The sequence below is a fragment of the Youxingia wuxianensis genome (assembly GCF_014385085.1).
GTDB lineage: Bacteria > Bacillota > Clostridia > Oscillospirales > Ruminococcaceae > Youxingia > Youxingia wuxianensis.
The window spans coordinates 169,229-186,135 of sequence record NZ_JACRTD010000002.1 but is presented as its reverse complement, the minus strand read 5'-3'; the positions used below and the strand labels follow the sequence as shown (position 1 = coordinate 186,135).

Sequence of the window (16,907 nt, the reverse complement as noted above, 5' to 3'; positions counted from 1 at the left end):
GAGCGACTATTATGTCTGTATTAACTGTCAATAAAAATAATTTCAATAAAGAAGTCTTGTTATCCAAACAACCTGTTTTGCTGGATTTCTGGGCGCCTTGGTGCGGTCCTTGCCGGATGTTCTCTCCCGTTATTGATGAGATCGCCAAAGAGAAGGAAGGTCAAGTCAAGGTAGGTAAGGTAAATATCGACGAGGAGCCGGAGTTGGCGCAGCAGTTCGGCGTTATGTCTATTCCCACCGTGGTTGTACTGAAGGATGGACAGGTGCTGACTACCTCCGTAGGCGTAAAACCCAAACATATGGTGGAGGAAATGTTAAAACTGTAATTATTCTCTTTTATCCTTAATACTCTCCGAAAAATCTCCCCTCTTTCCCTTATGGAAAGAGGGGAGTGCTTTTATCTAAAAATAGCGGCGGCACGCTGTGGTCTGACGCGTTTAATCCCCAAGGCGGTTGGTGCAGTATTCGCAATCGATCTCCCTGCAAAAATACGGACCATCCTTTGCTGTCCGCTTTCCATCGGACGCAACTTGGATGAAATGAAACGTATTATTCTCGCCCTGCAGAAATTGAAGGCAAATCAGCGCCCTCCAGCAGACTGGAGATGTTGTCTTTCCCGCCGCCGGCTTCCCGCGGAGCCATGAGGGAAAGAAATAACCCCTTTTCCATCTCCAAAATAAAAAAGGCCGGCGTTGCCGGCCTTTTTTCTATGTCCTTATTTGTTTACCGCATTGCGGAACGCCTGACGGGTAGCTTTGATCTCTGTCAGGGATTTTACCAGTACTTCTTCTGTTTTCAGCAGACAGTTGTCAGAAAATTCCTGCGCCGCCTGACGGATTTCACGAGATTTAATCTGAGACTGAGAAAGGATTTCCGAAGCTTTCGCCTGCGCCGCTTTAGCCACTTCTTCCTGAGAAACCAGGGATCTGGCCCGATCCTCCGCCTTGCGCACGATCTGCTCCGCTTCTTTTTTCGCGCTGTTAATAATATCCGTGCGATCGGATACAATCGCTTTTGCCTGTTTAATCTCTGTGGGCAGATTAAGGCGGATATCATCAATGAGGTCCCTGACTTTGTCCGCATCCACCACACAGCGTCCCCCAGAAAGAGGCAAGCTCCAGGCCCGATCCAACAGTTCGTCTATGACGTCGAGTATTTCATCAATATTCATTCTACAACAGCCTCCTTAACCTTTACGCTGGTCTGCAACATGCAGCCGTTTCACTATAGTCTTTAATACGCATTTGGGTACAAATCCGCTGATATCCCCGCCTAGACGGGCAATCTGACGCACCATACTGGAGCTGAGGTACATATTATCGCTGTTGGTGGTAAGAAATACCGTCTCCGCATAGGGCATCAATTTTTTATTTGTCAGGGCCATCTGAAACTCATACTCAAAATCCGACAATGCCCGCAGTCCTTTGACAATAGCCGACGCGGATTTTTCTCTAACATAGTCTACCAGCAAACCATCGTCCTTGTCAACCTCTACGTTGGGAAGTTTGGAGGTTACCTCTTCCAGCATCTTCACTCGTTCTTCTGGAGTAAACACACAATGTTTTTCCGGGTTGGAGCTGACCAGCACAATTACCTGGTCGAAAAGCAGGCTGGCACGGCGGATAATATCCTCATGTCCATTGGTCACCGGATCAAAACTGCCTGGGCAAACCGCGATGCGTTTCATTGTTCCCACTGTCATTCACCTTCTATCGTCTGTTTTCGATAAACTGTTATTTTGGCTTTTCCATATCGGTATTCCCGATAGATAGAAAATTCCCCCGCTTGTTGAGGAAGCTTCTCCATTTTATCTGTCTCGCAGATAATAGCTCCGCCGCTGTTCATTCTCGCCGCTACCAATGGGAGAATGTTTTCCAATATCTGTTTTTGATAAGGCGGATCTAAAAAGGCAATATCAAACGTGTCCTTGCAGGTGACAATATACGCCCCCGCCTCCATAGCCGCCACCCGGGACTGGGGGGCCAGCTTGGTAGCCGCAAGGTTTTTTCGGATCACTTCCTGCGCCTGGCGGTCGCTGTCCACAAATACGCAGAACTTCGCTCCCCGGGAAAGGGCCTCTATTCCCAGCTGCCCGCTGCCGGCGAACAGATCCAGGACCATTGCCTGCTCCAACTCAAACTGAATAATGCTGAAAATCGCTTCCTTGGCCATATCGGAAGTCGGCCGGGTATTCTGTCCGGCGGGGGCCTCTAACTTTGCCCCCCGGGCGCTGCCAGTAATTACTCTCATGGGCACTCTCCATCTATTTTACTGAATTTTTTAGAATCTCTTTCTGTCTCATTATGGGGCCTTAGGGCAAGAATGTCAATCTTGCGCATGAAGGAATTCATATAATTTTTCCGCCGCCGGGCGAGTCATTCCTTTTACTTGGGCAAGCTCCTGAGCGGTAGCCGATTTTATCGCCTTGATTGTTTTAAAATGTTTATAAATCTGCGCCGCTCTCTCCTGTCCGATTCTGGGGCATTTTGTCAAGCTCATCTCAAAAGAGGATTTCTGGTGCCGGCCTCGGGAAAAGGCAATGGAATAGCGGTGCACCTCTTCCTGGATGGAAGAAATCAGCGTAAAGGCACTGCGGCTGGAATTGATGGCAATCTCCCCGCCTCCGGCCGCAATCGCCCGGGTGCGGTGTTTGTCATCCTTTACCATTCCAAAAACCGGGACGTTTATTCCCATTCCACGCAGCAAAGGGGTAATTACCGATACATGGCCCTTTCCTCCGTCCAAAAGTATCAAATCCGGAAGCCTGTCGAATGCCTCGTCTTGCTGCTGCGGATTTAAATACCGCTGAAAACGCCGGGAGAGCACTTCGCTCATGCTGGCGTAGTCATCTGTCCCCGCTACCGTTTTAATATTGAATTTCCGATAGGCCTTGCGCAATGGATGTCCGTTTTCAAATACGATCATCCCACCTACCACAGTTTCGCTTCCAATATTGGAAATATCATACGCTTCAATATAACCCGGCGGTTTTGGCAGCCCTAGCAATCTTGCCAGTTCGTCCAGTACCGCCACTTCCCGCCCGGTGCGCTGCGTTCGCTGGGAAAGCTTCTCCGCGGCGTTGGTTTTGGCCATCTCTACTAGCTTAAGTTGTTCTCCCCGTTTGGGGATGTGGACTTCTACCTTATGTCCGGCCTGTTCGGAAAGAAGCTGGGACACAATATCAATATCTTCCATTTCCCCGTCCAGCTGGATTTTCTTCGGTATATCCTGCCGAGTGGTGTAATATCGGAGAAGAAATTCCAGTCGGCTTTCCTGCAAATTTCCAACGCCTCCCAAAATAAAATCTTCCTTGTCCACCAGCCGTTCCTGACGGAACTTCAGCACCACTGCACAGGTCTCGTTTTCCCCCTGCTGCAAAGCGATGATGTCCTGCTCCGGGGAGCTGGCAAATACCACCTTTTGCTGTTCGTTGATTTTGGAGATAGCCTTGAGCCGGTCCCGCAGCTGGGCGGCTTTTTCAAATTGAAGGTTTTCCGCATAAATTTCCATCTGCCGGCGCATAGCCTCAATCGACCGGGAGCCGCCCCCTTTAATATACTCCAGCGCCTGGGCAAAAATTTCATCGTAGTCTTTTTGGGAAATTTTCCCTTTGCAAACCCCCATACACTGCTTGATATGAAAATTAAGGCAGGGTCTGCCTTTGCGAAACTCCTGGGGGAATTTCCGGTTGCATGTAGGCAGCTTAAATACCTTGTTGGCCTCTTCCACCGTCTGTTTTACCACAAAGGAAGACATATATGGTCCGATATATTCCGCCTGGTCATCCTCCTTTTGGAGCACCGCCTTCAGCCGGCTATAGGGAGCGGGGGTGACTTTAATATAAGAATAGCCCTTGTCGTCCTTTAGTAAAATATTATATTTGGGGCTGTGGAGCTTGATCATGCTGCATTCCAGCACCAGCGCTTCGAATTCGCTGTCTGTGACAATATAATCAAAATCTTCTACATTCTCCACCATTTTATATACTTTGGGAAGGTGTTTTTCCACCGAGCGAAAATAGCTGCTCACCCGGTTTTTTAACGCCTTTGCCTTCCCAATGTAAATAATCTCCCCGGCCCTGTTTTTCATAATATAAACCCCAGGCAGCAGAGGCAGCTTTTTGGCTTTTTCCGAAAGTTTCTTAATTTTTTGCCCGTCCAATGAAAGCCCCTCCCTTTCAAGTTCTAAAACAGGAAAAACGCGCCGTTTATAATCACTATAAACGGCGCGCTACATCATGTACAAAATAATCTTTACTCAGTAAAACCGGACTCCACAAGCTTTACCAGTCCGTCAACAGCAGCCTGCTCGTCAGAGCCGTCAGCAATGATTCTGATATTGGTGCCGCCGACTATCCCCAGAGAGAGAACTCCCAGCAGACTTTTAGCATTTACTCTGCGTTCTTCCTTCTCAACCCAGATGGAAGACTTATATTCGTTTGCTTTCTGAATAAAAAAAGTTGCAGGGCGAGCGTGCAGGCCTACCTGGTTCTGTACAGCTACTTCTTTTACGAACATTTCATTACTCTCCTATTTATTCAAATTTTGATGTGCAGATTCGTTATGGTACTATTATAAGCAGTTTCCCAAAGTACGTCAACGATTTTTCAGCCGGTTTTATTTTTTGCAAAATTTTTCTGCTTGTTTCCCATATAGCCTCCCGCCCAATCGGATGCATTTGTACAAAATCGCTATAAAGTTTTCAACAATTAATGCAATATCTCTGGTTTTTCAGGACAGAATCAGGCCCTATTAAGAAAACACCGTCATAATTTGCGCAAGCAATGGTTCTATAAAGGAATAAATAATAGGTACAAAAATAGCCGGCAGCAGGTTTGCTGTCTTTATTTTGGTAAATTCCAAGAAGTTTATACCTATGGTCATTACAATCGCATAGCCTACCATACAAATAGAATTTAACAGCTCGGTGGAAATATAAGGGGCGATCCATACCGCCGCCAACGTAATAGCGCCCTGATAAATCAGCACAGGAATAAAAGAAAAAATCACGCCAAACCCTAATGTAGATCCTAAAATGATAGAACACACAAAGTCCAAAGCGCTTTTGATAAACAGAATACTGCTGTCTCCTGCCAGTCCATCGTTGATAGAACCTACAATCGCCAGCGCTCCGATACAGAAAATGAGTGACCCGTTAATAAAGCCTTTGGCAAAACCGTCTTTTCCAAATTTTTCTTCTACCCGGCGTCCGGCGGAGTTTAAATGATCGTCAATGTTCATACATTCCCCCAGCACCCCGCCAATTACCAAACTGGCAATTAGAAGTAAAGATCCGTTGCTTTCCAGGGCGCCTTGCGCTCCAACTGTCACCATAGAAGTAACCACACCGTTGACCCCTACCACAAACACTGACAGTCCCAGCATTTTCATGGACATGCTTTCTACTTTTTCCGGCAGACCTCTGCGGATCAGCATACCGATAAGTCCGCCAAGGATAATTGCCGCAGAATTTACGACGGTTCCCATAACACATTCCTACCCTCTATTTGATGTCTTGCTCTTCTTCCCAGCCCAAAGTACGAAGATACCATTTATCTTTCTCTGTCAGCGGGGCAGTTTTCAGCAGCTCCGGGCGCTTTTCATACGTATTTTTTAAAGACGCCTCCCGGCGCCACCGCTCAATTTTAGCATGGTTTCCATTCATAAGAATCTCCGGCACCTCCCGGCCATGCCATAGGGCGGGCTTAGTATACTGGGGATATTCCAGCAGCCCATTAAAGTGGCTTTCTTCACTAAAACAGCTTTCATGCGCCAATACGCCTTCGCACAGTCTGCCTATCGCGTCCACCAGAACCAATGCCCCTAGCTCCCCGCCGGTGAGCACATAATCCCCAATGGAAATTTCCTCGTCTACAATCTCATCGATCAGCCGCTGATCCACCCCTTCATAATGGCCGCAGATAATATACAGATGTTCCATTTTGGAAAGTTCAAGCGCCCGCTTCTGCGTAAGTGTTTTCCCCTGGGGCGACATATAAATCACATGGGGCCTTCTTTGACGGATTTCACATACCGCTTCGTAACATCGGTACAAAGGGTCCGCCTGAAGCAGCATCCCTTTTCCCGGCCCGTAAGGGGTATCATCCACATTATTATGCTTATCTATGGTATATTTGCGCAGATGATGGCAGGCGATATCCAATTTTCCCGCTTTCCGGCCCCTGCCGATAATGCTGGTTTCCAATACGGTTTCGCACATTTCCGGAAACAGGGTGCAAATATCAATCTTAATCATCAAAAAGCCCCTCTAATGGACGGATTTTAACGATACCTCCGTCAATGTCTTTTTCTATTACCACCTGGTCGATGACCGGCACCAACCGTTCTTTTCCCTGCTCATCCCGCAGATAATAAACGTCGTTAGCCCCGGTAGGGCGTACGTCATAGATTTTCCCATAATTTCTGCCGGTATCAATGTCTATCACAACAGCGCCGATCAAATCCTGAACGAAACATTCGCCCTCTTCCAGTACGGCATCGTCCCGGTTGATGAATAAAACCTTATTTCGCAGGGAGACGGCCTGTTCCACCGTATCCACTCCTTCTATTTTTAAGACCACCATATTTTTGTGCACCCGGATACGCTCTATATTTATCGCCAGCGTGCCTTTGTCCAGGTATAGCGTGTTAAAGTCCAGCAAAAAGTCCGGCGTATCACACCAAGGCTCCGCTTTGACTTCTCCTTTTACTCCATGGGTGGTCACTATTTTCCCGCATTCAAGAAACTGTTTTTTCATTGGTTCCCTTTCCGGCCGACGCCGCGGCCCTAATGGTTTGGAAAAAGTAAGGCTGCCGCTTTTGCGGCAGCCATGCTTACAGTTAGTCGATTTCGACAGCAACTTTCTTATCTGCTTTGTTGGCTGCTGCTCTGACTACGGTGCGAATAGCCTTAGCTATTCTCCCTTGTTTTCCGATCACGCGTCCCATATCGTCAGCGGCGACATGAAGATGATAAACGATGATTCCCTCTTCATTGGGCTCGTCCACCGTTACGTTGACCGCGGCCTTATCTTCCACAAGGCCCTGGGCTATGGTAACTATCAGCTTATCCAAAATGATTCCCTCCATACTTACAGCACGCCTTCAATTTTCAGCAGTGCTTTTACTGTATCAGTAGGCTGGGCGCCGTTGGAAAGCCATTTTTTCGCTTTTTCCGCATCAATCTTGATTACGGAAGGGTCTTTGGTCGGATCATAGTATCCTACCTCTTCGATAAATCTGCCGTCTCTTGGATAACGGGAATCCGCAACAACAATACGGTAGAAGGGGGCCTTTTTCGCACCCATTCTTCTCAGTCTTATTTTAACAGCCATTACTGTCACCTCCTATGAATTTGTTCCCATAATTTTTCTTTTTGTATTCTATAGTCAACCGGAACTGCCCCGGAATGGACCCTTATTTTTAAAACGGCATTCCCGGCATGCCGCCCATTCCCCCTATATTAAAGGGCATTTTACGGCGCTTGCCTTTTTTGGAGCCGCCGGACATCTGCCGAAACATTTTCTGCATCTGTTCGTGCTGGCGGATCAGTCGATTTACGTCCTCCACCCTGGTCCCGCTTCCCGCAGCAATCCTGCGTTTGCGGCTGGGATTAATCAGCGAGGGCTTTTCCCGCTCCGCTGCTGTCATAGACTGGATAATCGCTTCCACCTGCTGCAATTGCTTTTCTCCCTGCTCGGCGTCCTCTTCCTTCAGCTTGCCTGCCACTCCAGGAATCATACCTAATACGCTGCTCAGAGGCCCCATCTTTTTTAGCTGCTGCATCTGGGAGAGCATATCGTTAAAATCAAAGGAGTTTTGCTTCATTTTCTGGGCCATTTCCAGAGCCTGTTTTTCATCCAGCTCGGTCTGAGCTTTCTCGATCAGAGTCAGCACATCACCCATTCCCAGAATTCGTGAAGCCATACGATCTGGATAAAATGGTTCCAAATCCTCCAGCTTTTCACCCATACCTACAAATTTAATCGGCTTTCCAGTAACCGCGCGCACAGACAGCGCCGCGCCGCCGCGGGTATCACCGTCCAATTTTGTCAGGATGACGCCGTCGATTCCCAGCGCTTCATTAAAACTGGAAGCTACGTTGACCGCGTCCTGGCCGATCATGGAATCGATAACCAAAAGGATTTCCTGAGGAGAAACCTGAGCCTTGATGTTCTGCAGCTCCTCAATGAGCACCTGATCAATATGCAAGCGCCCCGCCGTATCCAAAATTACCAGATCATTGCCGTAATCTTTCGCGTGGCTCACCGCCTTCTTAGCGATCTCCACTGGGTTTGCCTGCCCCATCTCAAATACCGGGACATTTACCTTTGCCCCCACCACCTTGAGCTGGTCGATAGCCGCCGGACGGTACACGTCGCAGGCAACCAGCAGCGGGCGCTTTCCCTGATTTTTGAAGTGTAAGGCCAACTTTGCCGAATGGGTGGTCTTACCGGACCCCTGCAAACCGCACATCATCACAATCGTCGGCGGTTTGCTGGAAAAGTTAATCCGGGCGCCTGTTTCTCCCATCAGGGAAGTCAGCTCGTCGTTTACTATTTTAATTACCTGCTGGGCCGGCGTCAGGCTTTCCAAAACCTCGTCCCCTACCGCTCTTTCCGTCACTTTGGCAACAAATTCCTTGGCTACCTTATAGTTGACGTCCGCTTCCAGCAGCGCCATGCGAACCTCACGCATAGCCTCCTTGATATCCGCCTCTTTGAGCTTTCCTTTGCCGCGCATCTTTTTAAAAACCGCGGAAAGCTTATCAGAAAGTCCTTCAAAGGCCATGAAGGTTCACCACCTATCTTTTATAAAATAAAGTAATTAGTCATTTATACTGTTGGCAATACGAATAATTTCCTCGGTTTTTTCAGAAATTTCTTTAAAAGTGCCAAAACGGCTGTTATAATCATTTATATAGCGCGCGTCAGCAACAATCTGATCCAAGCCATTTTGAATTTGACGAAACTTTTTGGCCAGGCCCAGCCGCTGTTCCAAATCCAGCAGAATACCTTCCGCCCGTTTGATGGAATCCCTTACCCCCTGCCGGGTAATTTGGCTGTGGACCGCGATTTCAGCCAGTGACAGATCTTCATTATAATAGAGCTCTACTACGTTGCGCTGTTTTTCCGTCAGCATATCCCCATAGAAGTCCAATAAAATAGAAATATCCAAATTCTTTGCCACAAGCCTACCTCCCAAATGTAAAGTATTTTACTTTACACGTTTCCTCCTTGAGTATTATACACAAGCCTTTCTAAGATGTCAAGGAGATTTTCTTTACATGACAAAATGTTCATCCATCCCCTGTTTTTCGCCATCTGCATTGGGGCACACTACTGGTATTCCAATCTTTTCCAAGAGGGAAAACTATTTACATTGGTTTCACATTTAACTCATAATTTGACATTATAATGTAAGGAGTATTTTCATGAATATTAAAAAAGATCTCACACAGCTCATTGGTTCCACCCCTATGATGTATCTTACCAATTACAGCGCCGCCCATCATTTAAAAGGTCGCCTGGCTGTAAAATTGGAATATTTTAATCCTCTCGGTTCCGCGAAGGACCGTCCCGCTTTCGCTATGATTGTAGACGGCGAAAAAAACGGAAAGATTACCAAGGATACGGTAATCATCGAGCCTACCAGCGGAAATACCGGTATTGGACTTGCGTTTGTGTGCGCGGCGCGGGGGTATCGTCTGATCCTCACCATGCCGCAGACGATGAGCCAGGAACGCCGCACCCTGCTGACGGCTTTGGGCGCGGAGCTGGTCCTGACCGACGGCGCGGCCGGGATGGCCGGCGCTATTGAAAAGGCCAAGGAGCTTGCTATGTCCTATCCCAGCACCTTTATTCCCGGCCAGTTTGAGAACCCTGCTAATCCGGCGATCCATGAAGCTACCACCGGCAAGGAAATCCTTATGGACACCGACGGCAGAATCGATTATTTTGTCTCCGCCTTTGGCACTGGCGGTACCATTACTGGCGTAGCCCGGGCGCTGAAAGAGGAAAACCCAGCCATACAGGTAATCGGCGTGGAGCCCCAGGAATCCCCTGTGGTTTCTAAAGGGGTAGCAGGCGCTCATGGTATCCAGGGAATCGGCGCCGGATTTGTCCCAAAAAATCTGGATTTAAAGATGGTGGATCAGGTGGTAACCGTATCTACCGCTCAGGCTTTTGCCGCCGCTAGAGAGGTAGGAAAAACCGATGGTCTGTTAGTTGGGATTTCTTCTGGGGCGGCCATTGCCGCCGCCGCGCAGCTGGCTTGTCAGGAAGAAAACCAGGATAAACTCATCGTGGCCCTTCTTCCGGACGGAGGAGAGCGCTATCTTTCTTGCGGTCTGTATGAATAACCGCCTTTACCCGTTGCGAAATTTATGGTATGATGCAAAAGTCAATTGTTTTTGTTGTTTTTATTTTTAATAAATTCAGGAGGATGTAAAAATGAGTGATGTCAACAATACCCCGGAAACCGAAGTAACGGAAACCCAAGAGCTCACACAGGGCGAAGATGTGGTGGTAAGTTGTCCCGAGGAGCCTTCTTCAGAAAAGAAGCCCTCACATTATACGAACAAAACCGCCAAGGCTCTGAATATTGTTTTTTGGGTTCTGCTTGCTTTGACAGTAATATTTACCGCGTTTCAGCTTTACTATGTAAATATGAGCGCTATGCAGCAAGGCTGGGGGATTGCCCTGCTGATGACCGCTCCGTCTCTGCTTCTTTATCTGATTGCTATGCTGGCGATCTCTTTCCTGTTCAAGTTCTTCGCGGAAGTCGTTGAGCTGATGGATAAAAACAAAGCCTAACCTTTGTTCCCATAATAAAAAGCGGATGAGTTTTACTCATCCGCTTTTTTTATTCATTTGGCATCATATCCGAACCTGGCCAGGACACTCCTTTGTCCGCTGGAGAAAGCGGCTCCGGAGGCTGTATTCTGGCTCCCAGCCAGCGCAGGATGTCTTCCGCTACCTGCTGGCGGTTAAGCTCATTGAGCAGCTCGTGCCGCGCTCCTTCATAAAGCGCCATTTCAATGTCCTCCACTCCGGCCTTTACATACCGGTTGTACACCGAAGTAGGTCCTTTTCCAAAATCTCCTACCGGATCCATAGTGCCAGAAATAATATAGATCGGCATGGATTTAGGCGTGATGGTAAAGCACCGCCGGTCGTTTGCCTTGCTGATCAAAACAAACAGGTCGTGAAACGCAGAACTGGTAAAAACAAATCCGCATTTGGAGTCATCAATATATCTCTGCACCATTTCCATATCCCGGGACAGCCAATCAAACTTTGTTTTTGCCGGTTTAAACTTGTCGTTAAAACTGCCAAATACCAACCGATTCAGGCCCGCATCCGCAAAAGCCGCGCCGTTGCGTTTCATAGAATGATTAGCCGCTTGTATCGCCAGATCAATTTTCATCCCACTTTTTGCTGTACCGCAGATAATCAGCCCACTGATCGTCTGAGAATACTTGCAGGCATACATCCGCGCTACAAACGATCCCATACTGTGTCCCAACAGCACACATTTTAAATTGGGAATTTCACTGCGCACAATCTTATTAAATTTAAACTGATCGTCCACTAAGGTCTTAAAGCCTTCCTGTTTTCCAAAAAAGCCGTACCCATTTTGATCCATGACCGAACGGCCGTGGCCCACCTGATCGATTCCGCAGGCGACATATCCATTTTTCGCGAGAGTGCGCATAAATTCATGATACCGGCCCATATGTTCCGCCATACCATGGCAGATCTGGACAATTCCCCGCAGTCCCTCCGACGGGGTATATATCCATCCAAAAATGGTGTTCTCCCCATTGGTACTTTTAAACTCTATTTGTTTTACAATAATATTCATCCTTGTTCCACCTTATATATTGATATTCACCGGGTGGTATTCCCTATCGATCACTTCGTGGAGCTCTCCATTGCGGCCAACGGTAAAAAACGTAACGTTAAGCAGTTTCTTCCACATTTTTACCAGGATAGAATCTTCCCCGCCGGGGATTCCGGTGATCGCATTAATTACTTTATTATCTCGGATAAAATGCATTATCGTGCTTTTCGGATTATCTGAAAAGGTAATCGTCATCTCCGCGTCATATTCTTTCGCTACGCTGAAAAGGTGCTCCAGCGCCGCAGGATTCGTCCGAGCGCCGGTATGCATTACACTCAGCACGGCATAGGAGGTTTTGCTTAAATCGGCAATGACCCTGCCCGCTTTTATGATTCTTTCACATTCAAACTGGTCGGTGACCAACACAAGAGTTGTGTAGACGGACGGCGTTTTGCTTTCCATGTGCTGACTCCTTCTATAAATGAATAGTTTTCTGCTTTGTCAGTCTAATTATACTCTATATTTATTACCAAACTATTATCAAGGGGCTTGCTTTAATCAAATATTACTATTTTTTCTTTAAAAAAACAAGCCGCCACAAAAGAATGGCGGCTTGTCTTTCTAATATAATTTTTTATAGCCGCGCCCTGGTAAATCGAAGATTTCCTCCCGCCCCTGGCGGCAAAACGCTCTGCGTTTTCAGGCGCTGGCTGCAAAGTGCATCCCAAGGTTTCGCAAAAGCGAAACCTTGCCCGGACACTGTCCGGCGCAAAACATCCTTTTGCTGGGATTTTTTATAGCCGCGCCTTGGTAAATCGAAGATTTCCTCCCGCCCCTGGCGGCAAAACGCTCTGCGTTTTCAGGCGCTGGCTGCAAAGTGCATCCCAAGGTTTCGCAAAAGCGAAACCTTGCCCGGACACTGTCCGGCGCAAAATATCCTTTTGCTGGGATTTTTTATTGGAAAAAGTAATTGAAGAAATCTTCATAACTATCAAATCCGCCTGGAATTTGACTGGGATCCTGAGTTTCTGGCTGCTGACTGTAATTTTCCGACGGCTGCTGGCTTGGGGTGCCGCTGCTGGTGTCCTCCATCAGAGCTACGGAAACATTAAAGAATCTGCCTTTGCCGCCAGTAGTGGCGCTGGGACGATAAACCTCCAAATCCACCGTATCCCCTGGATTCATGTCATCAATCACATCTTTCAGACTCTGGAAACCATCCAAATCCTGATCCTGCGCCTTGGTGATAATATCCCCAGGAACCACGCCTTTTTGGGAAATATCGGAACCTTCTTCCGTAGACTGAACCAAAAGGCCCGTCGGCCAGCCGTTCATGCGGGCAAGAACTTCGTCTACCGGGCTTGCCACGATGCCTAGTTTTACCCTGCCGGTCACATGGCCGTATTGAATTAAATCGTCTACAATCGGTTTAATCTCATTGCTTGGGATAGCAAAACCAATGCCTTCATAAGTCTGGGTTACAATTTTTGCCGAGTTGATCCCAATCACCTGTCCATATTCGTTTACCAGCGCGCCGCCGGAATTTCCCGGATTGATAGCCGCGTCGGTCTGAAGCAAATTGGAGTAGGTATACTGGCTGTCCGCGGTAATGGTGCGGTTCAGGCCGGAGATAATTCCCTGGGTTACGGTACCCGCAAAATCCATAGAACGCGGGGTTCCGATAGCAATTACCTTTTCTCCTACCTTTACCTGATCGGAATTTCCAAACTCCGCGGCAGTCAAACCTTCCGCCTCAATCTTAATAACCGCTACGTCTACTTTATTATCAATGCCAACTGCCCGGGCCTCATATTCTTCCCCGTTGCTGAGGATCACTTTAATTCCCGCGGCGTCAGCTACCACATGGGCATTGGTTACAATATAACCGTCTTCTCGCATAATAATGCCGCTGCCTTGGCCGGAGGCCTGGTAGTTCTGATAATTCATATAAGTAACGATACCCACTACCGAGGGTTCTACCTTTTCCACAATCTGCTCTGTGGTGAGTTTGCCATCCACCGACGGGGTTTCCTCTGTCTGGGGTTTATCCTGCAGTTCAATGCTGGGCAGATCGCTGGCCGGCACCTGTACCGAGGGAGTATCGTCTACCGGGGCGTTATTCTTCGCTACCATATGATAAGTGGCCACGCCTACAATGGACGCCAACCCAAATACCAGTATACAGCTCATAACAACTGCAAAAACCACTACGCCTTTGCGGCGTTTTTTAGGTTTTACCGTCTGCGCGGCTTCGTAATCGGAAAAATTCCAACGATAAGAATCCTTTTCGAAATTTTTATTGGAAGATGCCCCGCTACCTGCCTGCCAGCCGGTTTGCGTACTGTACTGCTGAGGATGCAGGCTGTGCAGTTCTTCCTGAGGCGGCTGCTGGGACGCCTGATAATCTTTGTCGCCATAAGGCGGCTGATACTCCTGTCCATTGTGCGCAGGCATGTCCCAACGCCCTTGAAAATTGTTGTTTTCCCCACCGTTCAGCGGCTCGTTATTGTTTGGGGTGCTGTTCTGTAAATTTTCATTATTTTTGTTGTCCATATTGTTCTCACTCATATCATAAACCTCCATACTATGGGATTATTTGTCTCACTGTGCTTAGTATATCTATTAATTGTTACAATAAAATAAACGGGGTTTAAAAAGATTTCCCTTTTCCAGTTTAACAATTTTTGAAGTTTTTATGGAAGAAGTATTTCCTTCTTCTTATTTTTTCCGCCTAGTGCCTTGGAACCGGCTTTTCCATTAGGTTTTGGAATGGTAAACACAAATTCACAATATTCATTTTCTACACTGCGCACAATAATTTCTCCGCCGTGAAGATTGATAATAGAGCGGACAATATGAAGGCCAAGTCCTGCCCCGCCTTTGTCCTGGCTGCGGGATTTATCTGTCTTATAGAAACGATCGAACACATGGGGAATTTCATCTTTTGAAATCCCGTCCCCGCTATTTTTAATTCCCACATAATTGGAGGTATCGTCATCCCAGTAGGTAAACTCTAAATATCCTCCGTCGTTAGCAAATTTTACCGCGTTTTCAATCAGGTTATAAACCACCTGGTGAATAAGATCCGGATCCGCTTCCACCATGACTTTTTCATGATCCAGGCCCCGAATTTCCAAATGCTTTCCTTCAATAGCGGTCTCAAAGGTAAACACCGTCTGCAACACCGTATCGTGAACGTCAAACAAATCCGGTTTGATCTGCATCTCCCCCGCTTCAATCCGGGCGATATTCAGCATGGATTTCACCAGCCGCGACAGCCGCTTTATCTCTTGAGATACGATATTTAAATAAAAGGATCTTTTTTCTTCTGGAATGGTTCCGTCTAAAATTCCGTCAATAAATCCGCCAATCGTAGTCATTGGGGTGCGAAGTTCATGGGACACATTCGCGGTAAACGACCGCCGCACGGATTCCAAAGAAGCCAGGTCAGATGCCATATTGTTAAAAGCAATGGCAAGCTGTCCGATCTCATCGTAGCTTTCCACCGGCACTCGTATAGTGAAATCCCCTTTGGAGAAGCTCTGAGTCGCCTTCACCATTCTGCGCAAGGGCTTGACCATTCCCAATGTCACAAAGTAAATGGCTACAAAGGATAAAATAAGCACCGCCAGGGCGCTGACAATAAACATCTTGAATATTTCAGACAAAAACTCCGTCAAACTGGTAGCGGGAGTAGAAGCAAAGATTACCCCCGCGGGCTGCCCCAGTTCTGTTACAATGGGAATACCTACTGTATAATGCCCGGTGGTATACATCCCGGACATCTTGCCCAGTTCCTGGTATTCCCCCTGGTTGATGGCAGAGTTAATAATACTTTCGCTGATATTCACTTCGTTATAATCCGACTTGGACGCCCCTGCGAACAAAAGCATCTCCCCCTGGGTATTGACCAGATAGAAATCCGCTTCAATTGCGTCCGCCAGGATGCTATAGCTGGGAAGGATTTCTTTGGGATCTACATAATAAAAATTATTGTTGCGAAAATCAGTATAAGTAAGCTGAACCGCTTTTTGAGCGTTATATTCTAAAAGGCGGTATTTATCCTGCTTAAAATACTGGGAGGCAAACGCAAGCAGCACCGCGCCCAAAATTGTGATGCTCAGCAGGATAATAGACGAGCAAAGCGCAAAATATTTTGAAAATAAGGTTTTTTGCATGGTATCACCATTCCTACAAAAGCAGGCGGATGAAACACCCGCCTGCGCTCTTTCTTATTCTTTTACTTCAAACTTGTAGCCGACGCCCCAAACTGTTTTCAGCGACCACTGATCGGAAACCCCTTCCAGCTTCTCGCGCAAACGCTTAATGTGAACGTCCACCGTACGGGAATCGCCGTAATACTCAAACCCCCATACCTCGTCCAACAGCTGGTCGCGGGTATATACCCGGTTAGGATTGCTCGCCAGATGGAATAAAAGCTCCAATTCTTTCGGCGGCGTATCCACCACCTTGCCATCCACCTTCAGCTCATATTTGGTCATGTTGACCACCAGTTTGTCATACACTACTTCTTTCGCGTCGCTCTCATTGGCATTTTTACCAGTACGGCGCATCACCGCCTTGATGCGGGCCACGACCTCTTTCGCGTCAAAGGGCTTTACTACATAATCATCCGACCCAAGCTCCAGGCCCAACACCTTATCAAAGGTTTCGCCTTTCGCAGTGATCATAATGATCGGACAGTTGGATTTTTTCCGGATTTCACGGCATACCTGCCAGCCGTCCAATTTCGGCATCATAATATCTAAAAGTACCAGATCCGGGTTCTCCGCAGAAAATTTCACCAGCGCTTCTTCTCCATCATTTGCAATTGCTAGTGCATAGCCCTCTTTTTCCAGGTACAGCCGCAGCAATTCACAGATGTTCTTATCGTCGTCCACTATGAGTATTTTCCCCATCGACATCTTTTTTACCCCCGTTTTCGTTACTTCCTTGATCTATATTGTCTGTTATTAGATAATATACCACTATTATACAATATTGTCATGTAGAAAAGTGAATGTTTTTTGAAATTATCTTAAATTTATCGCGAATACCACTGAG

Annotated in this window: 21 protein-coding genes; 3 read left to right on the top strand and 18 right to left on the bottom strand. The window is 47.3% G+C overall.

Features of this window, described 5'->3' with window-relative positions; genetic code table 11:
• Positions 1-11 precede the first annotated feature (11 nt).
• Positions 12-326, top strand: a complete 315-nt coding sequence (gene trxA / locus H8705_RS03200) for a thioredoxin (protein WP_262394414.1) — start codon at positions 12-14, stop codon at positions 324-326.
• 389 nt (positions 327-715) lie between these two features.
• Here trxA and H8705_RS03195 read toward each other — a convergent pair whose 3' ends face one another.
• From H8705_RS03195 to ylxM, 12 genes are all read right to left on the bottom strand, one after another.
• Positions 716-1,171: an ATPase gene (locus H8705_RS03195; protein WP_262394413.1), complete on the bottom strand. Its 456-nt coding sequence runs from the start codon at positions 1,169-1,171 to the stop codon at positions 716-718.
• A 15-nt stretch (positions 1,172-1,186) separates the two neighbouring features.
• Complete coding sequence (coaD, locus tag H8705_RS03190; protein WP_262394598.1) at positions 1,187-1,687, bottom strand: pantetheine-phosphate adenylyltransferase; 501 nt, start codon at positions 1,685-1,687, stop codon at positions 1,187-1,189.
• A gap of 11 nt (positions 1,688-1,698) precedes the next feature.
• The gene (gene rsmD, locus H8705_RS03185) at positions 1,699-2,250 is read right to left on the bottom strand and encodes a 16S rRNA (guanine(966)-N(2))-methyltransferase RsmD (protein WP_262394412.1); all 552 of its coding nucleotides are present in this window, start codon (positions 2,248-2,250) and stop codon (positions 1,699-1,701) included.
• Between the two features lie 75 nt (positions 2,251-2,325).
• The gene (uvrC, locus tag H8705_RS03180; RefSeq protein ID WP_262394411.1) at positions 2,326-4,161 is read right to left on the bottom strand and encodes an excinuclease ABC subunit UvrC; all 1,836 of its coding nucleotides are present in this window, start codon (positions 4,159-4,161) and stop codon (positions 2,326-2,328) included.
• 92 nt (positions 4,162-4,253) lie between these two features.
• The gene (locus H8705_RS03175) at positions 4,254-4,517 is read right to left on the bottom strand and encodes an HPr family phosphocarrier protein (RefSeq protein WP_101909113.1); all 264 of its coding nucleotides are present in this window, start codon (positions 4,515-4,517) and stop codon (positions 4,254-4,256) included.
• Between the two features lie 234 nt (positions 4,518-4,751).
• Positions 4,752-5,486: a DUF554 domain-containing protein gene (locus tag H8705_RS03170; RefSeq protein ID WP_262394410.1), complete on the bottom strand. Its 735-nt coding sequence runs from the start codon at positions 5,484-5,486 to the stop codon at positions 4,752-4,754.
• A gap of 16 nt (positions 5,487-5,502) precedes the next feature.
• Positions 5,503-6,252, bottom strand: a complete 750-nt coding sequence (gene trmD, locus H8705_RS03165) for a tRNA (guanosine(37)-N1)-methyltransferase TrmD (RefSeq protein WP_262394597.1) — start codon at positions 6,250-6,252, stop codon at positions 5,503-5,505.
• Positions 6,248-6,757 (bottom strand): ribosome maturation factor RimM, encoded by a 510-nt coding sequence (gene rimM / locus H8705_RS03160; RefSeq protein ID WP_262394409.1) that lies wholly within the window; start codon positions 6,755-6,757, stop codon positions 6,248-6,250. The genes trmD and rimM overlap by 5 nt, the downstream gene beginning before the upstream one ends.
• 82 nt (positions 6,758-6,839) lie before the next feature.
• A complete protein-coding gene (locus H8705_RS03155) occupies positions 6,840-7,073 on the bottom strand; it encodes a KH domain-containing protein (protein WP_262394408.1) in 234 nt (77 codons plus the stop codon).
• A 17-nt stretch (positions 7,074-7,090) separates the two neighbouring features.
• Complete coding sequence (rpsP, locus tag H8705_RS03150; RefSeq protein ID WP_016314885.1) at positions 7,091-7,333, bottom strand: 30S ribosomal protein S16; 243 nt, start codon at positions 7,331-7,333, stop codon at positions 7,091-7,093.
• Between the two features lie 88 nt (positions 7,334-7,421).
• Entirely contained in the window at positions 7,422-8,789 is a 1,368-nt protein-coding gene (gene ffh / locus H8705_RS03145) for a signal recognition particle protein (RefSeq protein ID WP_262394407.1), read from the bottom strand.
• Positions 8,790-8,825: 36 nt separating this feature from the next.
• Positions 8,826-9,188 carry a YlxM family DNA-binding protein gene (ylxM, locus tag H8705_RS03140; RefSeq protein ID WP_262394406.1) on the bottom strand — a complete coding sequence of 121 codons (363 nt, stop codon included), beginning with the start codon at positions 9,186-9,188 and terminating at the stop codon, positions 8,826-8,828.
• Between the two features lie 244 nt (positions 9,189-9,432).
• On the opposite strand from ylxM, the gene cysK reads away from it, so the two are divergent.
• Positions 9,433-10,359, top strand: coding sequence for a cysteine synthase A (gene cysK, locus H8705_RS03135; protein ID WP_262394405.1), 927 nt, complete (start codon positions 9,433-9,435; stop codon positions 10,357-10,359).
• 91 nt (positions 10,360-10,450) lie between these two features.
• Positions 10,451-10,813 (top strand): hypothetical protein, encoded by a 363-nt coding sequence (locus tag H8705_RS03130; RefSeq protein WP_262394404.1) that lies wholly within the window; start codon positions 10,451-10,453, stop codon positions 10,811-10,813.
• Positions 10,814-10,862: 49 nt separating this feature from the next.
• On the opposite strand, the gene H8705_RS03125 is transcribed toward H8705_RS03130, so the two are convergent.
• The 6 genes from H8705_RS03125 to H8705_RS03100 all read right to left on the bottom strand — a co-directional run bounded on the left by H8705_RS03125 (position 10,863) and on the right by H8705_RS03100 (position 16,768).
• Positions 10,863-11,864 (bottom strand): alpha/beta fold hydrolase, encoded by a 1,002-nt coding sequence (locus H8705_RS03125; protein ID WP_262394403.1) that lies wholly within the window; start codon positions 11,862-11,864, stop codon positions 10,863-10,865.
• Between the two features lie 12 nt (positions 11,865-11,876).
• Positions 11,877-12,305, bottom strand: a complete 429-nt coding sequence (locus tag H8705_RS03120; protein WP_262394402.1) for a hypothetical protein — start codon at positions 12,303-12,305, stop codon at positions 11,877-11,879.
• A 332-nt stretch (positions 12,306-12,637) separates the two neighbouring features.
• Complete coding sequence (locus tag H8705_RS03115) at positions 12,638-12,829, bottom strand: hypothetical protein (RefSeq protein ID WP_262394401.1); 192 nt, start codon at positions 12,827-12,829, stop codon at positions 12,638-12,640.
• Positions 12,798-14,411: a S1C family serine protease gene (locus H8705_RS03110; protein ID WP_262394400.1), complete on the bottom strand. Its 1,614-nt coding sequence runs from the start codon at positions 14,409-14,411 to the stop codon at positions 12,798-12,800. The genes H8705_RS03115 and H8705_RS03110 overlap by 32 nt, the downstream gene beginning before the upstream one ends.
• Positions 14,412-14,536: 125 nt before the next feature.
• On the bottom strand, positions 14,537-16,021 hold the full coding sequence (locus H8705_RS03105; protein ID WP_262394399.1) for a sensor histidine kinase: 1,485 nt from the start codon (positions 16,019-16,021) through the stop codon (positions 14,537-14,539).
• A 54-nt stretch (positions 16,022-16,075) separates the two neighbouring features.
• Positions 16,076-16,768 carry a response regulator transcription factor gene (locus tag H8705_RS03100; protein WP_262394398.1) on the bottom strand — a complete coding sequence of 231 codons (693 nt, stop codon included), beginning with the start codon at positions 16,766-16,768 and terminating at the stop codon, positions 16,076-16,078.
• Positions 16,769-16,907: the final 139 nt, after the last annotated feature.

What these genes read in the sequence shown, in the direction of transcription:
- trxA (WP_262394414.1), top strand. Translation starts at nt 12, where the DNA reads ATGTCTGTATTAACTGTCAATAAAAATAATTTCAATAAAGAAGTCTTG.
- H8705_RS03195 (WP_262394413.1), bottom strand. Translation starts at nt 1,171, where the DNA reads ATGAATATTGATGAAATACTCGACGTCATAGACGAACTGTTGGATCGG.
- coaD (WP_262394598.1), bottom strand. Translation starts at nt 1,687, where the DNA reads ATGAAACGCATCGCGGTTTGCCCAGGCAGTTTTGATCCGGTGACCAAT.
- rsmD (WP_262394412.1), bottom strand. Translation starts at nt 2,250, where the DNA reads ATGAGAGTAATTACTGGCAGCGCCCGGGGGGCAAAGTTAGAGGCCCCC.
- H8705_RS03175 (WP_101909113.1), bottom strand. Translation starts at nt 4,517, where the DNA reads ATGTTCGTAAAAGAAGTAGCTGTACAGAACCAGGTAGGCCTGCACGCT.
- H8705_RS03170 (WP_262394410.1), bottom strand. Translation starts at nt 5,486, where the DNA reads ATGGGAACCGTCGTAAATTCTGCGGCAATTATCCTTGGCGGACTTATC.
- rimM (WP_262394409.1), bottom strand. Translation starts at nt 6,757, where the DNA reads ATGAAAAAACAGTTTCTTGAATGCGGGAAAATAGTGACCACCCATGGA.
- rpsP (WP_016314885.1), bottom strand. Translation starts at nt 7,333, where the DNA reads ATGGCTGTTAAAATAAGACTGAGAAGAATGGGTGCGAAAAAGGCCCCC.
- ffh (WP_262394407.1), bottom strand. Translation starts at nt 8,789, where the DNA reads ATGGCCTTTGAAGGACTTTCTGATAAGCTTTCCGCGGTTTTTAAAAAG.
- cysK (WP_262394405.1), top strand. Translation starts at nt 9,433, where the DNA reads ATGAATATTAAAAAAGATCTCACACAGCTCATTGGTTCCACCCCTATG.
- H8705_RS03130 (WP_262394404.1), top strand. Translation starts at nt 10,451, where the DNA reads ATGAGTGATGTCAACAATACCCCGGAAACCGAAGTAACGGAAACCCAA.
- H8705_RS03125 (WP_262394403.1), bottom strand. Translation starts at nt 11,864, where the DNA reads ATGAATATTATTGTAAAACAAATAGAGTTTAAAAGTACCAATGGGGAG.
- H8705_RS03120 (WP_262394402.1), bottom strand. Translation starts at nt 12,305, where the DNA reads ATGGAAAGCAAAACGCCGTCCGTCTACACAACTCTTGTGTTGGTCACC.
- H8705_RS03115 (WP_262394401.1), bottom strand. Translation starts at nt 12,829, where the DNA reads ATGAAGATTTCTTCAATTACTTTTTCCAATAAAAAATCCCAGCAAAAG.
- H8705_RS03110 (WP_262394400.1), bottom strand. Translation starts at nt 14,411, where the DNA reads ATGAGTGAGAACAATATGGACAACAAAAATAATGAAAATTTACAGAAC.
- H8705_RS03105 (WP_262394399.1), bottom strand. Translation starts at nt 16,021, where the DNA reads ATGCAAAAAACCTTATTTTCAAAATATTTTGCGCTTTGCTCGTCTATT.
- H8705_RS03100 (WP_262394398.1), bottom strand. Translation starts at nt 16,768, where the DNA reads ATGTCGATGGGGAAAATACTCATAGTGGACGACGATAAGAACATCTGT.